The sequence below is a fragment of the Arthrobacter sp. T572 genome, assembly GCF_056780115.1.
On the sequence record NZ_JBRAZQ010000002.1, the window covers coordinates 1,302,818 to 1,324,694 of the forward strand.

Consider the following 21,877-nt stretch of genomic DNA (forward strand, 5'->3'; position numbering starts at 1 on the left):
TACGCCCGGCACATGGCTGGCGCCGGGCGGATGCCGAACGCACGCCTCGGCGGCGTTCAGGCAAGACGCAACGCGCCGGCCGCAGGAGTCACGGTGAAGATGTCCGGTGCCATGAACCCCGCCTCGCTGAAGGCCACGACGACGGCGTCACGCACCTGTTGCTCCTTGCCCACCGGGGTCAGGGCGATGGCTGAGCCGCCGAACCCGCCGCCAGTCATCCGTGCGCCGATGGCCCCATTGGCCCGGGCCGTATCCACGGCGATGTCCAGTTCAGGGCAGGAAATCTCGAAATCGTCCCGCATGGAAACATGGCTGGCATCCAGCAACGCGCCGATGCTTGCCGGCCCGGTGGCGGCCAGGGCTTCCACGGTTTGGAGGACACGATCGTTCTCGGTGACAACGTGGCGGACGCGCTTCAGCGTGATCTCATCCAGCAGGCCTGCTGCATCTTCCAAAGCCTCCAGTCCGACGTCGCGCAGTGCCGTGACGCCCAGTACCTCTGCCCCCAGCTCACAGGACGCGCGGCGGGAAGCATAACCGCCGTCAGCGTGGGAGTGCGAGACTTTCGTGTCGATCACCAGCAGGACCAAACCGGACGCCTCGGCGTCGAACGGCACCAGTTCCACATGCTGGTCCCGGCAGTCCAGGAACACCGCGTGCCCTTTGGCTCCGCGCAGCGAGGCCGATTGGTCCATGATGCCGGTGGGAGCTCCTACGAACACGTTCTCGGCCCGCTGGGTGGCGATGACCAGCTGCTCGGCACCCAGACCGGCTCCGTTGATCTCGTTCAGCGCGGTGATGACGGCGCATTCAATGGCGTGTGAAGAGGACAGCCCGGCACCCAGCGGCACGTCGGAATCCAGCAGGAGGTCGAATCCGGGGATGTCGATGCCTTGCTCCTGCAACGCCCACGCAACCCCCAAGGGGTACCGGGCCCAGCCTTCGCCGGATCCCGGTTCCAGCCCCGCGAGGTCGGCCTCGACCACACCGTGCCCGCCGAATGTGGACAGCAACCGGACGTTGGAATCATCTCTGACCCGAAGGGCCACCTTGGCCGTCTTGTCGATGGCGAACGGCAGGACGAAGCCCTCGTTGTAGTCGGTGTGTTCACCTATCAGGTTGACGCGCCCCGGCGCCTGCCACACGCCGTCGGGAGCCGACCCAAAGGTTTCCCGGAAACGGGCGGTGAGGGCGCTGGTGTCCGTGGTGGTGCTCATGCTGGGCTGCCTTCCAGGGTCTGGGAAACAGGGGCTTGAGCCGCGACGCTTCGCAGGCGGTCCGCGACGGCCTCCGGGGTGGTGTCATTGATGAACGCCCCCATGGCGGCCTCGGACCCTGCGAGGTACTTGAGTTTATCGGCTGCGCGGCGGGGGGACGTGAGTTGAAGGTGGAGTTGGCCTGCAGGGCGGAGGGCCGGGTCCAAGGGTGCCTGGTGCCAAGCGGAGATATACGGCATCGGCGTAGGGTAAAGGGCGTCCAGCCGCTTCAGCAGGTCCAGGTAGACGTGGGCGAGTTCGTCCCGTTCTTCGCCCGTCAGGGCTGCAAGGTCCGGGACGCTGCGGTGCGGAACCAGGTGCACTTCAAGGGGCCACCGGGCAGCGAACGGCACGTAGGCGCTGAAGTGGGTTGCTTCCAGGACCATCCGGCTGCCGTCTTCGCACTCAGCCTTCAAGAGGGAGGCCCCCAGGGTCTCTTTGGCGCCGGAGTCGTCGTAGTACTTCCGGGCCACAGCACCCAAGGTGGCAGCGCGCGGTGTCACGTACGGGTAGGCGTAGATTTGGCCGTGCGGATGGTGGAGCGTCACGCCGATATCGGCGCCGCGGTTTTCGAACGGGAAAACCTGGCGGATGCCCGGCAAGGCGCTCAGTGCTTCCGTGCGGTGGGCCCAGGCTTCGATGACTGTCCGCGCGCGGGTTTCCCCCAGCTCGGCGAACGAACCGGTGTGCCGGGGAGTGAAAGCCACGACCTCGCACCGGCCAAAGGCCGGACCCTTGATCCCGTGGCCGGACCCTCCCGCGGGAGGTGGTACCGGGATGTCACCAACCGCCGGACCCAGTGACGGGAAGCGGTTCTCGAAAACCACCACGTCATAGTCCGCGGCGGGGATCTCCGACGGATTCTCCTCAGTGGTGGGGCAGATGGGGCACTGATGGGCCGGCGGCAGGTGTGTCCGGGTCTGCCGATGTGCGGCGATGGCCACCCATTCACCCGACAAGGCATCGAACCGGACTTCGCCGGGCTCACCGCGGACGGGAAGGTCGCGGTGGTCCGCCAAGGAGGCGGGCATGCGCTCCGGAGTTCCTGGATCATCGAAGTAGATCAGCTCGCGGCTGTCCGCAAGGCGGGTACTGGTAATGCGGGTCATGCAGACCATTATTCCACAATCACCCAAAAGCGCATAGATTCTCACAAAACTTAACATTGAATCCGGGGAGGGAAGCCAACAGATGCAGTACGGTGGTTCCCATGCCTGCTTCCTCACCTTCCGCTGAAACCGGCCACCACGCAGAGCCACGGCGCTTCGCCACCGGACGCCAGTTCGAACTCCGCCGCGGCGACGCGCTCGCCGTCGTGACCGAGCTCGCTGCAGGCCTCCGCCTGTATTCCCGCAATGGCGTCCAACTGACCGAGAGCTACGGCGACGCCGACATTCCACCCGGCGCCACCGGCATCACGCTGGCTCCTTGGGCCAACCGGGTGGAGGACGGCGCCTGGTTGCTGGAGGGCAAGAAGCAGCAACTCGATATCACCGAGGTCAAGTACAACAATGCCAGCCACGGCCTCCTGCGGAATACCGGCTACACGCTGGTGGACGAATCAGAGCACTCGGTCACCCTCGAGGCAACCGTGTTCCCGCAGCACGGTTATCCGTTCCTGGTGCGACACCGGGTTCGCTACGAAGTGGACGCCAACCTGGACCTGCGGGTGCGGCAGACCCTGATCAACGACTCCCAGGACAAAGCTCCCTTCGTCCTCGGCGCCCACCCGTACCTGAGGTTGGGCGACGTACCGCCCGAGGATTTGGTCCTGACGGTCAAGGCCGCCACGCGGTTGGTGGCAGACGACCGCCTCATCCCGCGCAGCACCGCCCCAGCCGACGGGTTCTTCGATCTGTCCAAGGGAAGCCGCGTGGGCGACCTTGACGTAGACGTCGCCCTGACGGACCTGGAGTACGACGCCGGTATCGCCCGCCATACGCTGGCCGCACCTGATGGCCGCAGCGTCAGCCTGGAGCAGGATGTGAACTGCGCTTATGTGCACGTGTATGTCTCCCATATCTTCCCTGGACGCTCCCGGGCCGTTGCCATCGAGCCCATGACCGGACCGGCCAACGCCTTCAACAGCGGGGACGGGCTGCGGTGGCTTGGGGCGGGAGAATCCTTCACCATGGCGTGGGGCATCACGGCGTCGGTCTAGGTCCCGGAGGCCGTAGCGCGCGCTCCGGTTTCCCATACAGCGCGCCCTGCGGAATTATGGGTTTATGACGCCAATGCCTGACGCCAAACCGCGCTCTGACCGCCAAATAGCAGAGGACATCCCTTACGGGGTCCGGATCGCGGCGGCGTGGTCCTGGCGCGCAGGCCTGATCCTGCTCATGATCGGGGCCCTGGTGTGGCTCCTCGGCAAGGTCAGCTTCCTCATCATCCCCGTCATGGTCGCCGCACTGCTGGCCGGCCTCCTGTATCCGGTGGTGGCCTGGCTGCGGAACCGCGGGGTCCCGAATGGACTGGCTGTGGCCATAACGGTGTTGGCCTTCATCGGCGTCATCTCCGGTGCCCTGGCCCTGGTGGGCAGGCAGCTGATCTCGGGCTTCGGAGAGCTGTGGCATGAGGCCCTTGCCGGAATCCAACAGATCCAGGCCTGGCTCGCGGACGGCCCCCTGCACCTGACCGCGGACCAGATCGACCAATACATCTCCGATGCCGCGGCAGCCCTCCAGGACAACAGCAGCAGCATCCTCAGCGGCGCGTTGTCCTTTGGGAGCACGGCCGGCCACTTCGCCGCCGGCCTGGTCCTGGCGCTGTTCATCCTGATCTTCTTCCTGCTCGAAGGCAGCCGCATCTGGGCGTTCATTGTGAGGCTTCTGCCCAAGGCAGCACGCCGGGCGGCAGACGGAGCAGGCCGGCGCGGCTGGACCTCCATGGTCAATTACGTCCGCATCCAGATGTTCGTGGCCTTCGTGGACGCAGTTGGCATCGGCGTGGGAGCAGCCATCATCCAGGTGCCCCTGGCGCTGCCCCTTGCAGTGCTCGTTTTCATCGGCTCCTTCATCCCCGTGGTGGGTGCGCTGGTCACGGGAGCCATCGCCGTTCTGCTCGCACTCGTGGCCAATGGACCCATCAACGCGCTGATCATGCTCGCCATCGTCCTGCTGGTCCAGCAGCTCGAAAGCCACATCCTCCAACCCCTGGTCATGGGCAAGGCTGTGGCGCTGCACCCTGTGGCGGTCATCCTGACGGTGGCGGCCGGATCTTACCTCGCGGGGATCCCCGGCGCCCTCTTTGCGGTGCCGCTGCTCGCCGTAGCAAACACGGCCGTTCGGTACATTGCGGGCCGGACGTGGGAACATGATGAAGGATTGGGCGCGGCGGAATCCCCAACTGCCGCCGGTTCGCCCGGACCCGACGGAGATTCCAACTTCAAGGAAGCCAGGCTCCCCGGGGCCGAATCCGCCGGCGCCAAGAGCGCCGCCCGTAACACCAAGGCATCCGGCAGCTCCACTACGGGGCAGCCGGCGGCCGACACCAACAAAGGAGAATAGTCCGTGAATACCCTCGAAACCCTGCCCGTCACGCTGGACGATGTCCTCAAGGCGCAGGAGCTGCTCGAGGGCATTATTACCAAGACTCCGGTGGAGTCGTCCCGAGCCTTGGGCAGCCTCGTGGGCGGCAATGTCTTTTTCAAGTGCGAGAACCTGCAGCGGGCCGGTTCCTTCAAGGTCCGCGGCGCCTATGTGCGGATGGCCCGGTTGTCTGACGCAGAAAAGAAGCGTGGAGTGGTTGCCGCCTCCGCCGGCAACCACGCCCAGGGCGTCGCGGTGGCGGCCAAGAGCCTGGGCATCAACGCACGCATCTACATGCCGCTTGGTGTTGCCCTCCCCAAGCTGGCAGCAACCCGCAGCCACGGCGCCGAGGTTGTCCTCCACGGCCACAACGTGGACGAAGCCCTGGCCGAGGCCCAGCGGTATGCGGATGAAACCGGTGCCGTGTTCGTCCATCCCTTCGACAACGTGGACGTCGTGGCAGGGCAGGGCACCATAGGCCTGGAAATCCTGGAGCAGGTCCCCAACGTGGACACGATCCTGATGGGAGTGGGCGGCGGCGGGCTGCTGGCCGGTGTTGCGGTGGCCATCAAAGAGAAGGCCAAGGAGTTGGGCCGCGAGATCCGGGTGATCGGCGTGCAGGCGGAGAATGCTGCCGCGTACCCGCCGTCGCTGGCCGCCGACGCCTTGGTGCCGCTGAAGAAAGTCTCGACCATGGCCGACGGCATCGCGGTCGGCCGTCCGGGACAGCTCCCGTTCAGCATCATCCGTGAACTAGTGGACGATGTCGTGACCGTGAGCGAAGATTCACTGGCGCGGGCGCTGATCTTCCTGCTCGAGCGCGCCAAGATGGTGGTCGAGCCCGCTGGTGCCGTTGGAGTAGCCGCACTCATGGACGGCAAGATCGAAAACCCGGGGAACACCGCCGTCGTGCTCTCCGGCGGCAACATCGATCCCATGCTCATGCTGAAAGTCATCCAGCGCGGTCTGTCGGCCGCAGGCCGGTTCATGACCGTGCGCATGATGCTGGACGACCGCCCCGGGTCGCTGGCGACGATCGCCCGCATCATCGCTGAAAACGACGCGAACGTCACGGGGCTGGACCACACCCGCCTGGGCGGGTCGATCAGCATGGGCGATGTCTCGATCACCATCAACCTGGAAACCAAAGGCCATGAACACGGTGAGCAGGTTCTCGGCGCCCTGCGTGCAGAAGGCTTCCAGCCAATCGTTGTTCACTGAAAGCCAGGAGAACATCCGGTCCGTTGATGCCACTGATGCAAGGGGGAAGGCATGGTCCTCGAAACACCTGACGGCTCCAAAGCCGCGTCCAAGGAGACGCTCGCTGCGCGGGCCAAGGGCGGGCTGCTGTTCATGGGTGGATTCGTCATCCTCCTGTACGTCATCGAGTTCCTGAACACCCTCATGATGCACGGCCTCAACCGCACCTTCGGTTTGAGGCCGCGCAACGTGGACGGTGTGCTGGACATCCTGACGTTCCCCCTCCTGCATGCCAACCTTAACCACCTGCTCTCCAACACGCTCCCGCTCATCATCTTCGGATTCCTGGTATTCCTCGCAGGCGCGCGGGTGTTCCTGACGGCGCTGGCCTTCAGCTGGCTTGGCTCCGGACTGACCGTCTGGCTGATCGGCGGGGGAGGAGTCACCGTGGGAGCGTCCGGGCTGGTGTTCGGACTGTTCGCCTTCCTGCTGGTCCGCGGCTTCTTCAACCGCAACTGGTGGCAGATCCTGCTCTCCGTGGTGCTCTTCATGGCCTACGGCAGCATCCTTTTCGGGGTGCTTCCCACCGTCATGGGATTCGTGTCCTGGCAGGCCCATCTGGGTGGGGCGATCGGCGGCATCGTGGCAGCGATACTCCTGCGCCCGAAGAACCCAACGAACAACTCCTCCATCCCACGCTCACCCAACTAGGTCGCATTTGTGCGCGTTTTGGGAGCTCAAAACGCGCACAAATGCTACCCAGTTGGGGGAGCCGGGTACGCAAAACGCCGGCCATCCGTGAACGGATGGCCGGCGTTTTTGTGGGGCGTCTTAGCCGACGTACGGCTTGGCGGAGACGATCTCCACCGGGATTTCCTTGCCGTTGGGGGCGGTGTAGCTCAGCTTGTCGCCCTCCTTGTGGCCCATGATGGCAGCGCCCAGCGGCGACTTCTCGCTGAAGACGTCGATGTCTGAATCGCCGGCAATTTCGCGGGAACCCAGAAGGAACTTCTCTTCGTCTCCAGCGATGCGGGCAACCACCAGCATGCCGGGCTCAACGATTCCGTCGTCTGCGGGGGATTCTCCCACCTGGGCATCGCGGAGCAGCACGGTGAGCTGGCGGATGCGGGCTTCGATCTTGCCCTGCTCTTCCTTGGCTGCGTGGTAGCCGCCGTTTTCCTTGAGGTCGCCTTCCTGGCGTGCGGCATCGATCTTCTGGACAATTTCCGCCCGGCCAGCGCCGGAAAGGTGGTCCAGCTCAGCCTTCAAGCGGTCGAAAGCTTCCTGGGTAAGCCAAGCTGCAGTGGCGCCGTTGGTGGTAGACACGGATTTCTCCTCTTGATCTGACAAGCAAAAGACCCCGCCGAGGTGGCCACTCTGAAACTCAGTAACCAACTTAACGGGGTGAAGGTTTCATCCATTGTAGTAAATCCTTTGGATGAACCCAAACCGGTTGAGTTGCACATCACATGGGGCGCTATTTGCCGCTGTCCACGATCCAGCAGCTGTCCACCACACCGGAAACAGCAGGTGATTCGGTCCTCAGGACCGTGCGCTGGGCGGTGGTCCGGCCGCCGTCGGCGTTTTCCTCCGGCTGGTTCGGGCCGACCTCCACGACCTTCCATCCCACCACGGCGAACTTGGAATCCATGGCTTTCACGGCGCACTTGGCAGTGGCGCCCGGGTACTTGGTGACCTGGTAGTCCACCTCGGCCTGGGTGCCGTCGATGGTGCTGTAGCCGATGTCCTTGAACGTGACCGGAGCCTGCGCCGAACCCGTGGCCACATAGGCCGCGAAGCCGATGCCCAAGACCAAGGCGGCAATGACGATGTTCCGCTTGGTCTTCCGTGCCATGCCGCGCTTTTGGCCGCCGTAGCGATTGGCTAGGCTGTTGCTTGCCGGAAGTTCGGTGGCCGATAGGTCCTCTGAAGTCACCCATCCAGTTTAGTGCGGATCCCGGTATCTCCCGCACAGCCTTTTCAGCACCGTTCATGAAAGAGGAGCCGTCACGTGACAGCGTCCAGCAGTTCCGATCAGCAGTTGCGCCTGCTCGCCGTCCACGCCCATCCGGACGACGAGTCCAGCAAGGGTGCAGCCACCATGGCGATGTACGCCGCCAACGGTGTGGACGTCATGGTGGCAACGTGCACGGACGGCTCCCGCGGTGACATCCAGAACCCTGCCATGGAGGATGCCCCGCATCCCAAACGGGACATGGCCGGCGCCCGCCGCCTGGAGATGGCCAATGCGGCCGCGGTACTGGGTATCCGCCAGCGCTGGCTCGGTTTTGTGGATTCGGGGCTGCCGGAGGGCGATCCGCTTCCGCCGCTGCCTGCCGGCTGCTTCGCGCTGCAGCCGTTGGAACGCGCCGCGGCACCCCTGGTCCGCCTGGTTCGTGACTTCAAACCGCACGTGATCATCAGCTACGACGAAAACGGCGGGTATCCGCACCCGGATCACATCATGGCCCATAAAGTAGCCGTCGAGGCCTTCGAAGCCGCTGGTGACCGGGACCGGTATCCAGGTACAGGAGAGCCCTGGGCGCCCAGCAAGCTCTACTACGACCGTGCCTTCAGTCCGGAACGGTTCCGTGCACTCCACTTCGCCTTGGAGGAAGCAGGCCTGCAGTCGCCCTACGCGGAGCGCCTGGCCGCCTGGCTCGAGGCCGATGCCGAAGGCCACACAGCGCCGCCCCCCGGACACCAGACCACCACGCAGGTGGACTGCGGCGATTTCTTCGAAGTGCGCGACGACGCCCTGCGCGCCCACCGGACCCAGATCGATCCTGTCGGTTTCTTCTTTGCTGTTTCTCCGGACCTGCAGCGAACGGCATGGCCGTGGGAGGACTACACGCTGGTCAAGTCCACAGTGGAGTCGGAGTTGCCTGAAAAGGATCTCTTTGCGGGGATAAGATAGGTACCAGCTAGTTTCTATCGTTCGTAGAAGTTGCCTGCCGGCTGCTGCTGCGGGCTCCGGATGAGGCCAGCCGGCTTGCATCAGCTCCCATAGAAGGTTTCAACGTGCACCACTTGCTCCTCGCCCTGTCTGTCAGCCCGTCGCCGGCGCCGACACCTTCGCTGCGGCCCGGCCTGTCCGAGGACCAGGTGACGCCCGGTACCTGGGGCTTCGTGCTGACGGCCTTCATCGTGATCCTCACGACGTTCCTGATCGTGGACATGGTGCGCCGTATCCGCCGGGTGCGGTACCGCGCCCAAGTGGAAGAGGCCCGCCTTGCCGCCCAGGCTGATGCCGGGGACGCTGCGGATGAGAACGGCGATGCCGGAACCGGGACCCGCTGAGGGGAACGGAAACCGCTGGCCCGGGGCTGAAAACGTCCTGGGCCGGCCCGGTGGTTGCCGTCCAGGCTGATGACGACGGCGGGTGGCCGGCTGGAGCGAGCCCGGTACCGTTGCGGAGCTTGAGGCCGGGCTTGCGCGGATACCGGCGTTGGAGTCCTAAATCGGGCCTGGACTGAGTACGGCCATCATGATCGCTATGAAGTGTGCCGTGAAGGCCAGCACGGTGAAGGCGTGGAAGAGTTCGTGGAAGCCGAAGTGTTTCATGCTGAAATTCGGCCGCTTGATGCCATAGAACACCGCACCGGCGATGTAGAGGGCACCGCCCACGCAGATGAGGACCGCTGCGGGAGCGTTGGCGGCGAAAAACTGCGGAAGGTAAAACAGGGCGCCGCAGCCAAGGGCCACGTAGACAGGCACGTACAACCACCGGGGCGCGTGGGTCCAGATGATGCGGAAGAGGACGCCGACGATCGCCCCGGACCAGATGAGCCACAGCAGCGTCACAGCCTGGGAGCGTTCCAGGAGCGGCCACGCCAGGGGAGTGTAGCTTCCTGCGATGACCAGCATGATGTTGGTGTGGTCCAGCCTCTTGAGCACCATACGGACCTTGGGGCTCCAGTTGCCGCGGTGGTAGACCGCGCTGACGCCGAAGAGGAGGATCCCCGTCAGGGCATAGACGGCGGAGGTGATTTTCCGGTCCGCCGTAGGAGCGAGGGCAACCAGGACAATGCCTGCAGCCAACGCGAAAGGTGTGGCCACGGCATGGATCCATCCACGCCAAAGGGGCTTGGTGACGAGCAGTTCGGCCATTGTTAAAGAGTAACCTACGGTTCGGTAAGTTACTGACTGGTAGCTCAAATTTCCCTGCTCATCAGGGTTCGGCTGCAGCAGCCGGACGGTTGGGGAAGGTAGCCTTGGATGTGCGCCGTCGTCGTACACAGAAGGAAGTCAGGTGAGAGTCCGGTGGAACTGCCCGGTTTCCTCTATGGCTTCTACGAACGCCAGCTCCTGCAGTCCCTCAAGCAGGACAAGATCCCCAGGCACATAGGCGTCATGGTGGACGGCAACCGCCGCTGGGCCCGCCAGTTCAACGCTCCCACCAGCCAGGGCCACCAGGCGGGGGCGGACAAGATCCACGAATTCCTTGGCTGGTGCCAGGAACTGGGCGTCAAAGTGGTCACCCTCTACATGCTGTCTACCGACAACATGAACAGGTCCGGCGAAGAACTGGACCTGCTGATGGGGATCATCGCCAACACCATGGACCGCCTGGACGAGAACGAAGACATTTCCGTCCACGCCATGGGCGTCCCCGAACTCCTGCCCGACTACCTCGCCGAGCGGCTCAACAAACTCACTGCGCGCACTCCGGTCCACGAGAAAATCCACGTCAACGTGGCCGTCGGTTATGGTGGCCGTCGCGAAATCGTTGATGCCGTGCGCGAGCTGCTCCACGATGCGGCAGCAAAGGGCAGAAGCATCACCGAGGTCGCCGACGAGCTCTCAGTGGACGACATCTCCCGCTTCCTCTACACCCGCGGCCAGCCCGATCCCGACCTCGTGATCCGCACATCGGGCGAGCAACGGCTTTCCGGCTTCCTCATGTGGCAAAGCGCGTACAGCGAGTTCTACTTCTGCGAAGCCCTGTGGCCGGCATTCCGCAAGGTGGACTTCCTCCGCGCCTTGCGGGACTACGCGGGCCGCCAACGGCGCTTCGGATCCTGAACCACCGCCACCGCCCACCGGCGGCGTGGTTTACGTGGAATTCACACACCCGTCACGCGACTTGCCGCCCGATGATTGCGGAAATGCATGTGGTCAGGATTACGTTAATCCCATCAGCAGGCAAAACCGCCCGCTGATCGGGGAGGCCAGTAGATGGAGCGGATCAGCGCACCAGTTACAGGGGAGGCCACGCCCGGCCTTCCGGCCGAGCCGCTTCACCATAAAGCCGGGCAACCGCCCGGGGCTGGAGTCGATGTGGCTATTTCTGAGCAACTGCCCGCAATGGTTTCCGACGGGGAAAGTGCAGCTACCTCTCGCAAGCGGGCCACACAAGCGAAGCGGACCGGCGCGTCCGCTGCTGGCCGCAGTTACGTGATCGACACGTCCGTCCTCCTCTCGGATCCAAACGCCTTGCTGCGTTTCGCCGAACACGAGGTGATCGTGCCGATCGTGGTCATCAGCGAACTGGAAGGCAAACGGCACGACCCCGAACTTGGCTACTTTGCCCGGAAGGCCCTGCGACTCCTGGACGATCTCCGTACGGAACACGGCGGTCTGAACCACGCCATACCCATAGGAACCGAGGGTGGTCTGCTCAGGGTGGAGCTGAACCATATCTCGCCGGACGTCCTGCCGGCAGGGTTCCGTGGCGGTGACAACGACAGCCGTATCCTGGCCGTCGCGAAGAACCTGGCCAATGAAGGCCACAACGTCACTGTTGTTTCCAAAGACCTTCCCATGCGCGTCAAAGCCTCAGCCATGGGCCTGCATGCCGATGAATACCGCAACGAACTCGTCAAAGACTCCGGCTGGACCGGCATGGCCGAAGTGGAGGCCACAGAAGGCGAGATCACCACCCTCTACGGCCACGAACCCGTCTTCATCCCCGCTGCAGCAGAACTGCCCGTCAATACAGGGCTCGTGCTGCTCTCCAACCGCGGATCGGCCCTTGGCCGGGTTGGCTCCGACAAGCAGGTGCGGCTCGTCAAAGGCGACCGGGATGTCTTCGGTCTCCACGGTCGCTCAGCCGAACAGCGCCTGGCCATTGACCTCCTCATGGACCCTTCCGTAGGCATCGTCTCGATCGGCGGTCGCGCGGGAACGGGCAAGTCGGCGCTCGCACTCTGCGCCGGCCTCGAGGCCGTCCTGGAACGCCGCGAACACCGCAAGGTAGTGGTCTTCCGGCCCCTCTACGCCGTGGGCGGCCAGGAACTCGGCTACCTGCCGGGATCCGAAGCCGAAAAGATGAACCCCTGGGCCCAGGCGGTCTTCGACACCCTGGGTGCATTGGTCAGCCAGGAGGTTGTTGAGGAAGTCATGGACCGCGGCATGCTGGAAGTCCTGCCGCTCACCCATATCCGCGGGCGCTCGCTCCACGACGCCTTCGTGATCGTGGACGAGGCACAGTCCCTGGAAAAGAACGTCCTCCTGACTGTCATGAGCCGGATCGGACAGAACTCCAAGATCGTCCTCACCCACGACGTCGCCCAGCGTGACAACCTCAGGGTCGGCAGGCACGACGGTGTGGCGGCCGTCGTCGAGACGCTGAAGGGACATCCGCTGTTCGGCCACATCACGCTGACGCGTTCCGAGAGGTCTCCGATTGCGGCCCTGGTGACGGAGTTGCTTGAAGGGGCAGAAATCTAAGAGGGGTACTGCCGCGGCTTGTTCACCAGAGCAAGCCGCGGCCGGGTCCGTCGTGTCGCAGGTCAGAGTCCCAGATACGATTTCAGCCCTTCGTGGCCTTGGACTGTGAGGGTCCAGTCGGGGCGTTTGAAGGTGGTGGGTATGAGGCGGACCTTTTGGACTTCTTCCACTGTGGCGCCCCAAGTGTGGCGGACGGTCCCGTTGGGTTCGTAGCCCAGGGTGGTGGAGACGCCGAGGGATTGCTTGTTCCACACTGCGGCTTCCGACTCGGCCACTTCCGCTTGCAGGTAATCGAACGCGTAGCCGACGACGGCGGCACGCATCTCCGTGCCGACGCCGCGGCCTTGTGCCGCTTGCTTCAACCAGGAGCCCGTGCGGACCGTCTTGAGGACACCGAAGTTCCTGGCTGCGATGTCCTGCACGCCCAGGAATTCATCGTCCTGCCAAACGCCGAGGAGGAGCGTCCAGTCGTCGGGCGTGAATCCCGCCCGGCAGCGCCAATACCACTGGGCCATGTTTGGGGCCAGTTCGTCGTTGGGTAGCTCGGACCATGGGGTGCTGAACGGGTTCCTGCCTGGTTCGTGGATGCCTGACCTTGCCGCAGCAACCGCAGCCGGGATGTCGGCGTCGAGAATCGGGCGAAGAACCAACCGCGGGGTAGCGAGGGTAAGTCCGAAGGGGGGCCAGATGTCTGCCAGTGATGTCATCGCCGTAGTCTAGCCGCAGTTGGGCGAGGCCCGTGGCGGGTCCACCCTGCCCGTCAGGCTGCAGGCCCGATGTCCCAGGAAATATGCTGGCGCACGTCGGTCAGGTTCATGGATTCGGCCAGGAACAGGTCATCGAGCATGTATTCGTCAACAGCCAGGATTCTGAGCCAGTGCCCCTTGCCGCTGGTTTCCCCGTCAAGGGACTGGCTGGCAACGCAGACACCCGTCGCGGCATCAATCCTGATCAGTGTCCTCCCTGGATGGGCCAGCGGCTCGGCAGGATCCGAGGGGTTGTAGGTGCGTCCCCGGATCACCACGGTTTCGAGGGCGGGACGGCCCTCGTGGTCCACCATCCGGGGCTCGTCCATGGACACGGGATTCGCATCCGGGAACTCCAAGGGAGCCGGGGCGTTGCCGGCGAGTTCCACGGGATCCAGTGCGGCCGCCAGCCTCCCGTTGCCGAAGGACGGCTCTCCGTACGCGGCCTCGGGACGACGGCGGACGAGTCCGGCGTCGTCATGGACCGGAGTGACAAGGTGCGGCGGCAGCAACCACGAGCGCCGCGTCGCACTGACATACAGGTCATCCCGCGAATCGTTGATGCCCGTGGTGCTATGGAGCAGCTGACCGTCCGGCGTTTCGAGCCGAAGGGCTCCAGGACGCCTCAGCCACGCCCGCACGAGCGCTGCCCCGGTGCCCGGCCGTTCGAGGTATTCGAAGCGGAGGCTGTTCCATTTCCACGGTGAGGACCTGCACAGGTTGCGGAATGTGGAGGACGAGTCATTGATGGGACTGCCCTGTGCGTTTGCAGGGTTGAATTCCGAACCAGTACCACCGAAACGCCCCATATCCACAGTTTACCTACGCGTCCACCAGTGCCGGGGGCCGGAATCGGGATAGCATCCGAGGGTGATCCGACGACTCGCAGAACTGTGGAATGCCTGCCCCGTGGGCTTCTGGCTGGTGCTGCTGGCGTGCGCCTACTACCTCGTCATGGCGGTACGGCTCACGGTCATCGATGTTCGCAGCCATCTGCTTCCCAACCGCATCGTCTTTCCGTCGTATGGGATCGCCGGCGTGCTCCTGCTCGCCGCTGCTGTGGCCGCTTTCGCGGTGCCTGGTACCGGGAGGGCTGCCGACGCGTCCCTGTTCGGAATTCCCGGGCTCGGTGTCATCGCAGGGGCAGCCGTGCTGTGGGTTTTCTACTTCGTGCTGAGGCTCATCCATCCGCCCGGTATGGGGTTCGGGGACGTGAAGCTTGCAGGCGTGCTGGGCCTGTATCTGGGGTACCTGGGATGGCAACACCTCTTTGCCGGGACGTTTGCGGCATTCCTGCTGGGCGGGCTCTGGAGCCTGGCCCTGCTCCTCGCCCGGCGGGGAACGCTCCGCTCCGCGATTCCGTTCGGCCCCTTCATGCTCGCCGGTGCGGCTGCGGCCATGGTGCTGCTGCCTGCATGACGCCGTAAGCTGGCCCCATGGGTGCCCCTGAATTCGTGCTCAAACTGCGGGAAAAAATCGGCCACGACCCCCTCTGGCTGCCTGCCGTCCGCGGCGTGGTCTTCGACGACGACGGCAGGGTGCTCCTCTGCCAACGTGCCGACAACGGGCATTGGACCCTCATCACCGGCATCCTGGAGCCGGGCGAGCACCCGGCGCCGGGACTCGTCCGGGAGATCTTCGAGGAAACAGCCGTGGTGGCCGAGACGGAGCGGATCCTTGGGGTTGGGGTGGTGGGGCCGGTGACCTTCCCCAACGGCGACGAGTGCGACTTCCTGGACATCACTTTCCGCTGCCGCTACATCTCCGGCGAAGCCACGGTCAACGACGACGAATCAGTGGATGTCGGATGGTTCGGACTGGATGAACTGCCGGATATGAGTGCGGGAAACCTCGAGGCCATACGGCTGGCCACGGAACCCGAAGGTCCCGTGGCCTACCAAACAGAGGACTAACTGCTACCGGTGTGCCGCCCCGGCGGTTGGACGGTCCTTGTCAGCGTCATCAACGGCCGGCCCGGATCCGGGGTTGGCTGAGTCCAGGCGCTTGGCCTCCAGGCGTTCTGCTTCGGCGCCACCTACTGCCTCGCCACGGGCCACCATCCCTGCCGTGTCGGAGAGGGGAATCTGCTTGAGCGTGATGGCCAGCAGCAGGGCGATTCCGATGAAGGGAACCAGGTACCAGAACACCGGTGCCAGCGAGTTTGCGTACGCGTTGACGATCGCGTCCCGGAGCTGGTCCGGCAATTGGGACAGCGCCTGCGGGTCGAGGGTGCTGGTGGACCGGGATGCCTGCTCCGCCGACGCGCCTGCACCGGTGAAGGCTTCCGTCAGGGACTCGGCCAAGCGGTTGGTGAAGATTGACCCGAACACAGCTACGCCCAGCGAGGCGCCAACCTCGCGGAAGTAGTTGTTGGTGCTGGTAGCGGTACCGATCTGGTCCGCGGGCACTGAGTTCTGCACCACGAGCACGATCACCTGCATGATCAGGCCAAGACCCGCTCCGAAGATGAAGAGCTGCACGCAGATGACGAAGATGGGCGTGTCCGCGGCCAGGGTGGTCAGCCACAGCATGGCGGCAATGGTCAGTGCGGCTCCCAGGATCGGATAGAGCTTGTACTTTCCCGTTTTGGAAATCCGGATTCCGGAGAAGATGGAGGTTCCCATGAGGCCCACCATCATCGGGAGCATGAGCAGGCCGGACTCGGCAGCCGATGTACCTGAGGACATCTGCAGGAACGTGGGCACAAAAGCGATCGCGGCAAACATGCCCAGGCCCAGGGTGAATCCGATGGCTGTGGCGTTGATGAAGATCGGGTTGCGGAACAGGCTCAGCGGAATGATGGGGTCCTCTGCCCGGCGCTCGGCCATGACAAAGGCGGCAGCGGCCACCACCATGCCCGCACCGAAGGCCCAGGTGAGCGGCGAGTCCCAGCCTTCCTCCTTCTTGCCGCCGAAGTCGGTGAAGAAGATCAGGCAGGTGGTGGCGGCGGACAGGAAGAGGACACCGAGGATGTCGATCTTCTTCTCTGCCTTCTTGTTGGGCAGGGTCAGCGTGAACCAGGCCGTGATGAAGGCTGCGATGCCGATCGGGATGTTGATGTAGAAGGCCCACTCCCACGTCAGGTGGTCGACAAAGAAGCCGCCCAGCAAGGGGCCGGCCACCGCTGACAGGCCGAAGATCGCACCCAGCGGACCCATGTATTTGCCACGCTCGTTGGCGGGCACGATGTCCGCAATGATGGCCTGCGACAGGATCATCAGGCCACCACCGCCCAGGCCTTGGATGGCACGGAAAATCACGAAGCCCCAGAAGTCGGTAGCGAAAGCACAGCCGACCGATGCCAGGGTGAACAGGGCGATGGCTACCAGGAAGAGGTTGCGGCGGCCGAGGATATCGCCGAATTTGCCGTAGATGGGCATGACGATCGTGGTGGCCAGGAGGTACGCGGTGGTGATCCAGGCTTGGTGTTCCACGCCGCCGAGCTTTCCCACGATGGTGGGCATGGCAGTGGACACGATGGTTTGGTCCAGGCTGGACAGGAGCATGCCTGCAATCAGCGCGGAGAAGATGATCCAGATTCTCTTCTGGGTCAGCAGCAACGGTTCGGCCGCTTTGGAGACAGTACTCATGGGAGGTCCTTCGAAGGTTCTGCGGATGTGTCCAGCGGTTGTGAAAAGAGTTTCCGGGCGGCCGCGAGGTTCTGGTCCAGCAGCTCGCGGTAGGGCCTGATGTTGTCCTGCGAGAAGAACTGCTGGGCTGTCTTCTTGCTGACGGCACCGAAGACTGCCGCCGCCATGACGATCTCCGGGTGGTCAGGGGACAATCCCTCCCGCGCGGCGATCAGTTCGGTGAATTGCTGTTCCTTCGCCTCGCCCTCCAACGTCATCCTGCCCAGGAGTTGGGGCTCCGCCTTGATGGCAGCGATGAGCTGGTGGACTTCGGCGCGGCTGATGGTGGAGCGTTCCACGATGTCCAGCGTCAGGCGGTAGAGGGCCGCCAGCAGCGTGCCGGAGATGCTGTCTTTCCGTCGGCGCGGATCCCGGTTGAACGACTCCAGCGCGTCGGGCGGCAAATCGTCGGAGAAAGCGCCGATCACGGCGTCTTCCTTGGAATGGAAGTAGTTGAAGAAAGTGCGCCGGGAAATGCCCGCTTCCTGGCAGACTTCCTCGACGGTGTAGCCGTTGAGGCCGTGGTCAGCGGTCAGGGAACGCGCGACGGCGGTGATCGCCTGCCGGGTGGCAGCGCGCTTGCGTTCACGCAGTCCGCCGTCAGTATTTGCACTATTTTCCACAAAGTAAAGTTTTGCACTTCTTAATTAATAGTGCAAAAAGATGGCGGGGTGTCACTCCTCACATCCAGCAAGTACGACGACGGCCGGTACCTTCCGTGCGGAAGGTACCGGCCGTCGTCGTACTTTGGGTCTTGCTCCGGCAGTTATGCCTTGTGCGCCGGCGACGTCATGGTGGTGACGTCCAGGGCCTTGTCCAGGTCAGCCTCGGAAACTTTGCCCTCGCCTTCGCCGACGAAGCCGAGCTTCTCGGTAGCCTGGCGAACCGTCAGGCCTTCGTTGACAGCGAGCTTGGCGATCTTGGCGGCGTTTTCGTAGCCGATGTACTTGTTCAGCGGCGTCACGATGGACGGGGAAGCCTCGGCCAGGAAGCGGGCGCGCTCCACGTTGGCGGTAATGCCGTCGATCATCTTGTCGGCCATGACGCGGCTGGTGTTGGCCAGCAGGCGGATGGATTCAAGCAGGTTGGCCGCCATGACGGGGATGCCGACATTGAGCTCGAAAGCGCCGTTGGTGCCGGACCAGGCGATGGCGGTGTCGTTGCCGATGACCTGGGCGCACACCATGATGGAGGCCTCGCAGATGACGGGGTTGACCTTGCCGGGCATGATCGAGGAGCCGGGCTGCAGGTCCGGGATGGCGATCTCGCCGAGGCCGGTGTTGGGACCGGAACCCATCCAGCGGAGGTCGTTGTTGATCTTCATGAAGGAGATCGCGATGTTGCGCAGCTGGCTGGAGCCTTCGATCAGGCCGTCGCGGTTGGCCTGGGCTTCAAAGTGGTCGCGGGCTTCCGTCAGGGGAAGGCCGGTGTCGGCGGCGAGGAGTTCGATCACGCGCTCCGGGAAGCCGGCGGGAGTGTTGATGCCCGTGCCCACGGCGGTGCCGCCCAGGGGAACCTCTGCGACACGGGGGAGTGCTGCGTTGATGCGCTCGATGCCGTAGCGCACCTGGGCTGCGTATCCGCCGAACTCCTGGCCCAGCGTGACCGGGGTTGCGTCCATGAGGTGCGTGCGGCCGGACTTGACGACGTCCTTGAACTCCGCAGCCTTGCGTTCGAGGGATGCTGCCAGGTACTCCAGGGCCGGGATCAGGTCATTGATCAGGGCCGAGGTTGCCGCAACGTGGACGGATGTAGGGAAGACGTCGTTGGACGACTGGGAAGCGTTCACGTGGTCGTTGGGGTGGACCACCTTGTCGCTTCCGCCGGCGGCGAGGGCACGGGTAGCGAGCTCGGCGATGACCTCGTTGGTGTTCATGTTGGAGGACGTGCCGGAGCCGGTCTGGAAGACGTCGATCGGGAAGTCGCCGTCGTACTTGCCGGTCGCAACCTCATCGGCAGCTGCAGCGATTGCCTCGGCGAGCTCGCCATCGAGCACCCCCAGTTCGGCGTTCGCGAGTGCAGCGGCCTTCTTGACGCGGGCAAGTGCCTCAATGTGGGCGCGTTCCAGCGTCTTGCCGGAGATCGGAAAGTTCTCCACAGCACGCTGCGTCTGTGCGCGGTACAGGGCGTTCACGGGGACGCGAACTTCGCCCATCGTGTCATGTTCAATACGGAACTCAGTGGTGGAAGTCATGGGGCTAGCTTATGGCGATTGCGGGCTCCACCGAAAACCCGGAAGGCAGTGCTACGTGCCCCGGCCACGGGGCCGGGGCACGTGGTCCTAGACCTGTCCGATCGCGGAAACAAGGGCCGCCTGGCCCTCATCGAGCTTGTAGGAGAGGCCGATCACAGCAACACGGCCCTCTTCGATGGCGTCGGAAATCACACGTGAGCTGTCTGCGAGCCGATCGGCGGTCTGCTTGACGTGTTCCACCACCATCTCGTTGACGTCTTCCTGGCCGTTGCGCTTGGCGGTCAACACCGAGGGGGTGATGCGTTCAACGAGGTCGCGGATGAAGCCCGGCGGCATCTCTCCGGTTTCCACGGCTCCCTTGGTGGCCGACACGGCGCCGCAGCTGTCGTGGCCCAGGATGGCGATCAGCGGAACCTTGAGTTGACTGATGCTGTACTCCAGGGAGCCAAGGACCGCGTCATCGATCACTTGGCCTGCCGTGCGCACCACGAAGGCATCGCCAAGACCGAGGTCGAAGATGATTTCGGCCGCCAGGCGCGAGTCGGCGCAGCCAAAGATAACGGCAAAGGGATTCTGTCCCTCAAGGAGGGAGGAGCGGCGGGAAGCATCCTGGTTGGGGTGCTGGGATTCGCCGGAAACAAAACGTTCATTGCCCTCGCGCAGGCGTTGCCAGGCCAGGGCCGGAGTCAGATTAGTAGGCACCTTATTACTTTACGGGGCCGGTGCCGGGGAGCGGGAAGTGTTGCGAAACGATGTCAGGCCGCGGGTGCGCTGCTTGCGGCAGGTGCCTGGTCCGCGGATTTCACGACGGCGGCCGCCAGCTCCGCGAACTCGTCCAGGCTGGCAGTGCCGCTCAGGATGATGGTGGTGCCGCGGTATTCGAGCACCATGCTGCGCTTGTCCTTGCCCGAATCCCGCAGTTCCCACTCCTGTCCGCCCGCATTCCTGGTTCCGGTCAAGGGCAGGTTGCCGGTCTGCTGGAGGACCCAGGTGGGATTGGCCTGACTGGTCTGGGTGAGGCCGATAAACGCCTCCTTGGGCGTCAGGTAACCGACCTCCCAAGTGGGCACGCCGGTGGAGGTTCCCGATTCCCACCGCGCGTAGTTGGGGGTGAATGTGTCGCCCGTATCGGGTGTGACGGGTGTGAATCCGGCCACATCGCCGGCATTCCGCGCGGCAGAAGCAACGTCCACCTCCGGGCGGAAGCCTTCGCCCTTGGGCGCCGGATTCATCAGCACCACGGGAAGGAAAGCGAGGACACAGAGCACCAGTGCAATGACCATGCCGATCACCGAAGCGTTGGCCCGCTTGGCGGCTTTTGCCGGAATGACGGGTTTGAACGGGGCATCGGTGGCATCCGGGGCGCTGTTCCGGTGTGCCTGTGCACCGGCGGGGTTGTTGCCGGCGGCTGGCTTGTCCTGCGTTTCACTCACCCTTCCATAGTCCCTTATGGCGGCTCCGAACACACAACCGGCAACCTCACCGTCTGTTGTCCGGGGCGTGGTCATCCAGCGACTCCGCGGCGGTGCGCCGACTATGATCGTTGGTAGAGGGACCCCAGGTCGCCTCGTGCAACCGTGTCCGGTCCCGTGAATCGTCACTCGAAGAAGAGGTTCAAGTGTCTCCTGCACCAATGACCCAGCAGTATTCCACGATTTCGCCGTCGCTCGCCGTCGGCACTGACGAGCCAGACCGCAACCTTGCGCTGGAACTCGTCCGTGTCACTGAGGCCGCGGCCATTGCCGGTGGCCACTGGGTAGGTTTCGGCGACAAGAACAAGGCCGACGGTGCCGCCGTCGACGCCATGCGCTCATTCCTCCACACTGTCCACTTCAACGGCGTCGTGGTGATCGGTGAGGGTGAAAAGGACGAAGCCCCCATGCTGTTCAATGGTGAACAGGTTGGCGATGGCACCGGCCCTGAGTGCGACGTCGCCGTCGACCCCATCGATGGAACGCGCCTCACCGCCCTGGGCATCAACAACGCCCTCGCCGTCCTGGCGGTAGCCGAACGCGGCTCCATGTTCGATCCTTCGGCTGTCTTCTACATGGAGAAGCTCGTCACCGGCCCTGAAGCCGCCGACATGGTGGACCTCCGCCTTCCGGTCAAGCAGAACCTGCACCTGATCGCCAAGGCCAAGGGCGTGAAGGTCAACCAACTCAATGTCATGATCCTTGACCGCGACCGCCACCGCCCGCTGGTGGAGGAAATCCGCGAGGCCGGGGCCCGCACCAAGTTCATCATGGACGGTGACGTGGCCGGCGCCATTGCCGCCGCACGTTCCGGTACCGGCGTGGACGCCCTCATGGGCATCGGCGGAACTCCCGAGGGCATCGTGGCCGCCTGTGCCATCAAGTCCCTCGGCGGCGTCATCCAGGGCCGTTTGTGGCCCACCTCGGATGAGGAAAAGCAGAAGGCCATCGACGCCGGACACGACCTTGACCGGGTCCTGTCCACCAACGACCTCGTCACCTCGGACAACTGCTACTTCGCGGCAACCGGCATTACCGACGGCGACCTCCTGCGTGGCGTGCGCTACCAGAAGGACCGTGTGGTTACCCAGTCGATCGTGATGCGCTCCAAGTCCGGCACGGTGCGTTTCGTGGACGCAGAGCACCACGCCTCCAAGTGGGAGACGTACGCGCGCAAGTAA

General features: G+C 64.2%; 23 protein-coding genes. 11 read left to right on the forward strand and 12 right to left on the reverse strand.

Annotated elements, in window-relative coordinates:
- Positions 1-56: 56 nt before the first annotated feature.
- Positions 57-1,217, reverse strand: a complete 1,161-nt coding sequence (gene galK, locus ACUYMZ_RS07245; RefSeq protein ID WP_481602587.1) for a galactokinase — start codon at positions 1,215-1,217, stop codon at positions 57-59.
- Positions 1,214-2,365: a galactose-1-phosphate uridylyltransferase gene (gene galT, locus ACUYMZ_RS07250; RefSeq protein ID WP_481602588.1), complete on the reverse strand. Its 1,152-nt coding sequence runs from the start codon at positions 2,363-2,365 to the stop codon at positions 1,214-1,216. Before galT ends, galK begins: the two co-directional genes overlap by 4 nt.
- Before the next feature lie 101 nt (positions 2,366-2,466).
- Between galT and ACUYMZ_RS07255 the strand changes: the two genes are divergently transcribed.
- The 4 genes from ACUYMZ_RS07255 (at position 2,467) to ACUYMZ_RS07270 (ending at position 6,694) form a co-directional block, all read left to right on the forward strand.
- The gene (locus tag ACUYMZ_RS07255) at positions 2,467-3,417 is read left to right on the forward strand and encodes an aldose 1-epimerase family protein (protein WP_481602589.1); all 951 of its coding nucleotides are present in this window, start codon (positions 2,467-2,469) and stop codon (positions 3,415-3,417) included.
- A 64-nt stretch (positions 3,418-3,481) separates the two neighbouring features.
- Positions 3,482-4,762: an AI-2E family transporter gene (locus ACUYMZ_RS07260; RefSeq protein WP_426006478.1), complete on the forward strand. Its 1,281-nt coding sequence runs from the start codon at positions 3,482-3,484 to the stop codon at positions 4,760-4,762.
- A gap of 3 nt (positions 4,763-4,765) precedes the next feature.
- The gene (gene ilvA, locus ACUYMZ_RS07265) at positions 4,766-6,004 is read left to right on the forward strand and encodes a threonine ammonia-lyase (protein ID WP_481602590.1); all 1,239 of its coding nucleotides are present in this window, start codon (positions 4,766-4,768) and stop codon (positions 6,002-6,004) included.
- A gap of 51 nt (positions 6,005-6,055) precedes the next feature.
- Positions 6,056-6,694 (forward strand): rhomboid family intramembrane serine protease, encoded by a 639-nt coding sequence (locus tag ACUYMZ_RS07270; RefSeq protein WP_442423503.1) that lies wholly within the window; start codon positions 6,056-6,058, stop codon positions 6,692-6,694.
- Between the two features lie 120 nt (positions 6,695-6,814).
- Here the strand turns inward: ACUYMZ_RS07270 and greA are convergent, their stop codons facing one another.
- The gene (gene greA / locus ACUYMZ_RS07275; RefSeq protein ID WP_426006482.1) at positions 6,815-7,309 is read right to left on the reverse strand and encodes a transcription elongation factor GreA; all 495 of its coding nucleotides are present in this window, start codon (positions 7,307-7,309) and stop codon (positions 6,815-6,817) included.
- A gap of 151 nt (positions 7,310-7,460) precedes the next feature.
- A complete protein-coding gene (locus ACUYMZ_RS07280; RefSeq protein ID WP_481602591.1) occupies positions 7,461-7,919 on the reverse strand; it encodes a DUF4307 domain-containing protein in 459 nt (152 codons plus the stop codon).
- 75 nt (positions 7,920-7,994) lie between these two features.
- On the opposite strand from ACUYMZ_RS07280, the gene mca reads away from it, so the two are divergent.
- Positions 7,995-8,900, forward strand: coding sequence for a mycothiol conjugate amidase Mca (gene mca / locus ACUYMZ_RS07285; RefSeq protein WP_442423501.1), 906 nt, complete (start codon positions 7,995-7,997; stop codon positions 8,898-8,900).
- Between the two features lie 104 nt (positions 8,901-9,004).
- Complete coding sequence (locus tag ACUYMZ_RS07290) at positions 9,005-9,283, forward strand: hypothetical protein (protein ID WP_442423500.1); 279 nt, start codon at positions 9,005-9,007, stop codon at positions 9,281-9,283.
- A gap of 156 nt (positions 9,284-9,439) precedes the next feature.
- On the opposite strand, the gene trhA is transcribed toward ACUYMZ_RS07290, so the two are convergent.
- Positions 9,440-10,093: a PAQR family membrane homeostasis protein TrhA gene (gene trhA, locus ACUYMZ_RS07295; protein WP_481602592.1), complete on the reverse strand. Its 654-nt coding sequence runs from the start codon at positions 10,091-10,093 to the stop codon at positions 9,440-9,442.
- 153 nt (positions 10,094-10,246) lie between these two features.
- Between trhA and ACUYMZ_RS07300 the strand changes: the two genes are divergently transcribed.
- On the forward strand, positions 10,247-11,008 hold the full coding sequence (locus ACUYMZ_RS07300) for an isoprenyl transferase (RefSeq protein ID WP_481602593.1): 762 nt from the start codon (positions 10,247-10,249) through the stop codon (positions 11,006-11,008).
- A gap of 255 nt (positions 11,009-11,263) precedes the next feature.
- Positions 11,264-12,655, forward strand: coding sequence for a PhoH family protein (locus ACUYMZ_RS07305; RefSeq protein WP_426006493.1), 1,392 nt, complete (start codon positions 11,264-11,266; stop codon positions 12,653-12,655).
- Positions 12,656-12,717: 62 nt separating this feature from the next.
- On the opposite strand, the gene ACUYMZ_RS07310 is transcribed toward ACUYMZ_RS07305, so the two are convergent.
- Together ACUYMZ_RS07310 and ACUYMZ_RS07315 are read right to left on the reverse strand one after the other, a co-directional pair.
- A complete protein-coding gene (locus tag ACUYMZ_RS07310) occupies positions 12,718-13,362 on the reverse strand; it encodes a GNAT family N-acetyltransferase (protein ID WP_442423498.1) in 645 nt (214 codons plus the stop codon).
- Positions 13,363-13,415: 53 nt separating this feature from the next.
- Positions 13,416-14,210: a hypothetical protein gene (locus tag ACUYMZ_RS07315; RefSeq protein WP_481602594.1), complete on the reverse strand. Its 795-nt coding sequence runs from the start codon at positions 14,208-14,210 to the stop codon at positions 13,416-13,418.
- A 61-nt stretch (positions 14,211-14,271) separates the two neighbouring features.
- Between ACUYMZ_RS07315 and ACUYMZ_RS07320 the strand changes: the two genes are divergently transcribed.
- Together ACUYMZ_RS07320 and ACUYMZ_RS07325 are read left to right on the forward strand one after the other, a co-directional pair.
- The gene (locus ACUYMZ_RS07320; protein ID WP_426006498.1) at positions 14,272-14,820 is read left to right on the forward strand and encodes a prepilin peptidase; all 549 of its coding nucleotides are present in this window, start codon (positions 14,272-14,274) and stop codon (positions 14,818-14,820) included.
- 17 nt (positions 14,821-14,837) lie between these two features.
- On the forward strand, positions 14,838-15,314 hold the full coding sequence (locus tag ACUYMZ_RS07325; protein WP_426006500.1) for an NUDIX hydrolase: 477 nt from the start codon (positions 14,838-14,840) through the stop codon (positions 15,312-15,314).
- Positions 15,315-15,317: 3 nt separating this feature from the next.
- On the opposite strand, the gene ACUYMZ_RS07330 is transcribed toward ACUYMZ_RS07325, so the two are convergent.
- The 5 genes from ACUYMZ_RS07330 to ACUYMZ_RS07350 all read right to left on the reverse strand — a co-directional run bounded on the left by ACUYMZ_RS07330 (position 15,318) and on the right by ACUYMZ_RS07350 (position 20,657).
- A complete protein-coding gene (locus ACUYMZ_RS07330) occupies positions 15,318-16,991 on the reverse strand; it encodes an MDR family MFS transporter (protein ID WP_481602595.1) in 1,674 nt (557 codons plus the stop codon).
- Positions 16,988-17,653 carry a TetR/AcrR family transcriptional regulator gene (locus ACUYMZ_RS07335; protein ID WP_481602596.1) on the reverse strand — a complete coding sequence of 222 codons (666 nt, stop codon included), beginning with the start codon at positions 17,651-17,653 and terminating at the stop codon, positions 16,988-16,990. The genes ACUYMZ_RS07330 and ACUYMZ_RS07335 overlap by 4 nt, the downstream gene beginning before the upstream one ends.
- A gap of 143 nt (positions 17,654-17,796) precedes the next feature.
- Positions 17,797-19,224 (reverse strand): class II fumarate hydratase, encoded by a 1,428-nt coding sequence (locus ACUYMZ_RS07340; RefSeq protein ID WP_426006505.1) that lies wholly within the window; start codon positions 19,222-19,224, stop codon positions 17,797-17,799.
- A gap of 87 nt (positions 19,225-19,311) precedes the next feature.
- Positions 19,312-19,926 carry a carbonic anhydrase gene (locus ACUYMZ_RS07345; RefSeq protein WP_426006506.1) on the reverse strand — a complete coding sequence of 205 codons (615 nt, stop codon included), beginning with the start codon at positions 19,924-19,926 and terminating at the stop codon, positions 19,312-19,314.
- Between the two features lie 53 nt (positions 19,927-19,979).
- Positions 19,980-20,657: a DUF4245 domain-containing protein gene (locus tag ACUYMZ_RS07350; RefSeq protein ID WP_442423493.1), complete on the reverse strand. Its 678-nt coding sequence runs from the start codon at positions 20,655-20,657 to the stop codon at positions 19,980-19,982.
- 200 nt (positions 20,658-20,857) lie between these two features.
- On the opposite strand from ACUYMZ_RS07350, the gene glpX reads away from it, so the two are divergent.
- Positions 20,858-21,877: a class II fructose-bisphosphatase gene (gene glpX / locus ACUYMZ_RS07355; protein WP_426006508.1), complete on the forward strand. Its 1,020-nt coding sequence runs from the start codon at positions 20,858-20,860 to the stop codon at positions 21,875-21,877.

Excerpts from the sequence above, each read along its gene's own strand:
- ACUYMZ_RS07260 (WP_426006478.1), top strand. The coding sequence starts at position 3,482 with ATGACGCCAATGCCTGACGCCAAACCGCGCTCTGACCGCCAAATAGCA.
- trhA (WP_481602592.1), bottom strand. The coding sequence starts at position 10,093 with ATGGCCGAACTGCTCGTCACCAAGCCCCTTTGGCGTGGATGGATCCAT.
- ACUYMZ_RS07255 (WP_481602589.1), top strand. The coding sequence starts at position 2,467 with ATGCCTGCTTCCTCACCTTCCGCTGAAACCGGCCACCACGCAGAGCCA.
- ACUYMZ_RS07325 (WP_426006500.1), top strand. The coding sequence starts at position 14,838 with ATGGGTGCCCCTGAATTCGTGCTCAAACTGCGGGAAAAAATCGGCCAC.
- galK (WP_481602587.1), bottom strand. The coding sequence starts at position 1,217 with ATGAGCACCACCACGGACACCAGCGCCCTCACCGCCCGTTTCCGGGAA.
- ACUYMZ_RS07270 (WP_442423503.1), top strand. The coding sequence starts at position 6,056 with ATGGTCCTCGAAACACCTGACGGCTCCAAAGCCGCGTCCAAGGAGACG.
- glpX (WP_426006508.1), top strand. The coding sequence starts at position 20,858 with ATGACCCAGCAGTATTCCACGATTTCGCCGTCGCTCGCCGTCGGCACT.
- ACUYMZ_RS07330 (WP_481602595.1), bottom strand. The coding sequence starts at position 16,991 with ATGAGTACTGTCTCCAAAGCGGCCGAACCGTTGCTGCTGACCCAGAAG.
- ACUYMZ_RS07340 (WP_426006505.1), bottom strand. The coding sequence starts at position 19,224 with ATGACTTCCACCACTGAGTTCCGTATTGAACATGACACGATGGGCGAA.
- ACUYMZ_RS07315 (WP_481602594.1), bottom strand. The coding sequence starts at position 14,210 with ATGGGGCGTTTCGGTGGTACTGGTTCGGAATTCAACCCTGCAAACGCA.
- galT (WP_481602588.1), bottom strand. The coding sequence starts at position 2,365 with ATGACCCGCATTACCAGTACCCGCCTTGCGGACAGCCGCGAGCTGATC.
- ACUYMZ_RS07310 (WP_442423498.1), bottom strand. The coding sequence starts at position 13,362 with ATGACATCACTGGCAGACATCTGGCCCCCCTTCGGACTTACCCTCGCT.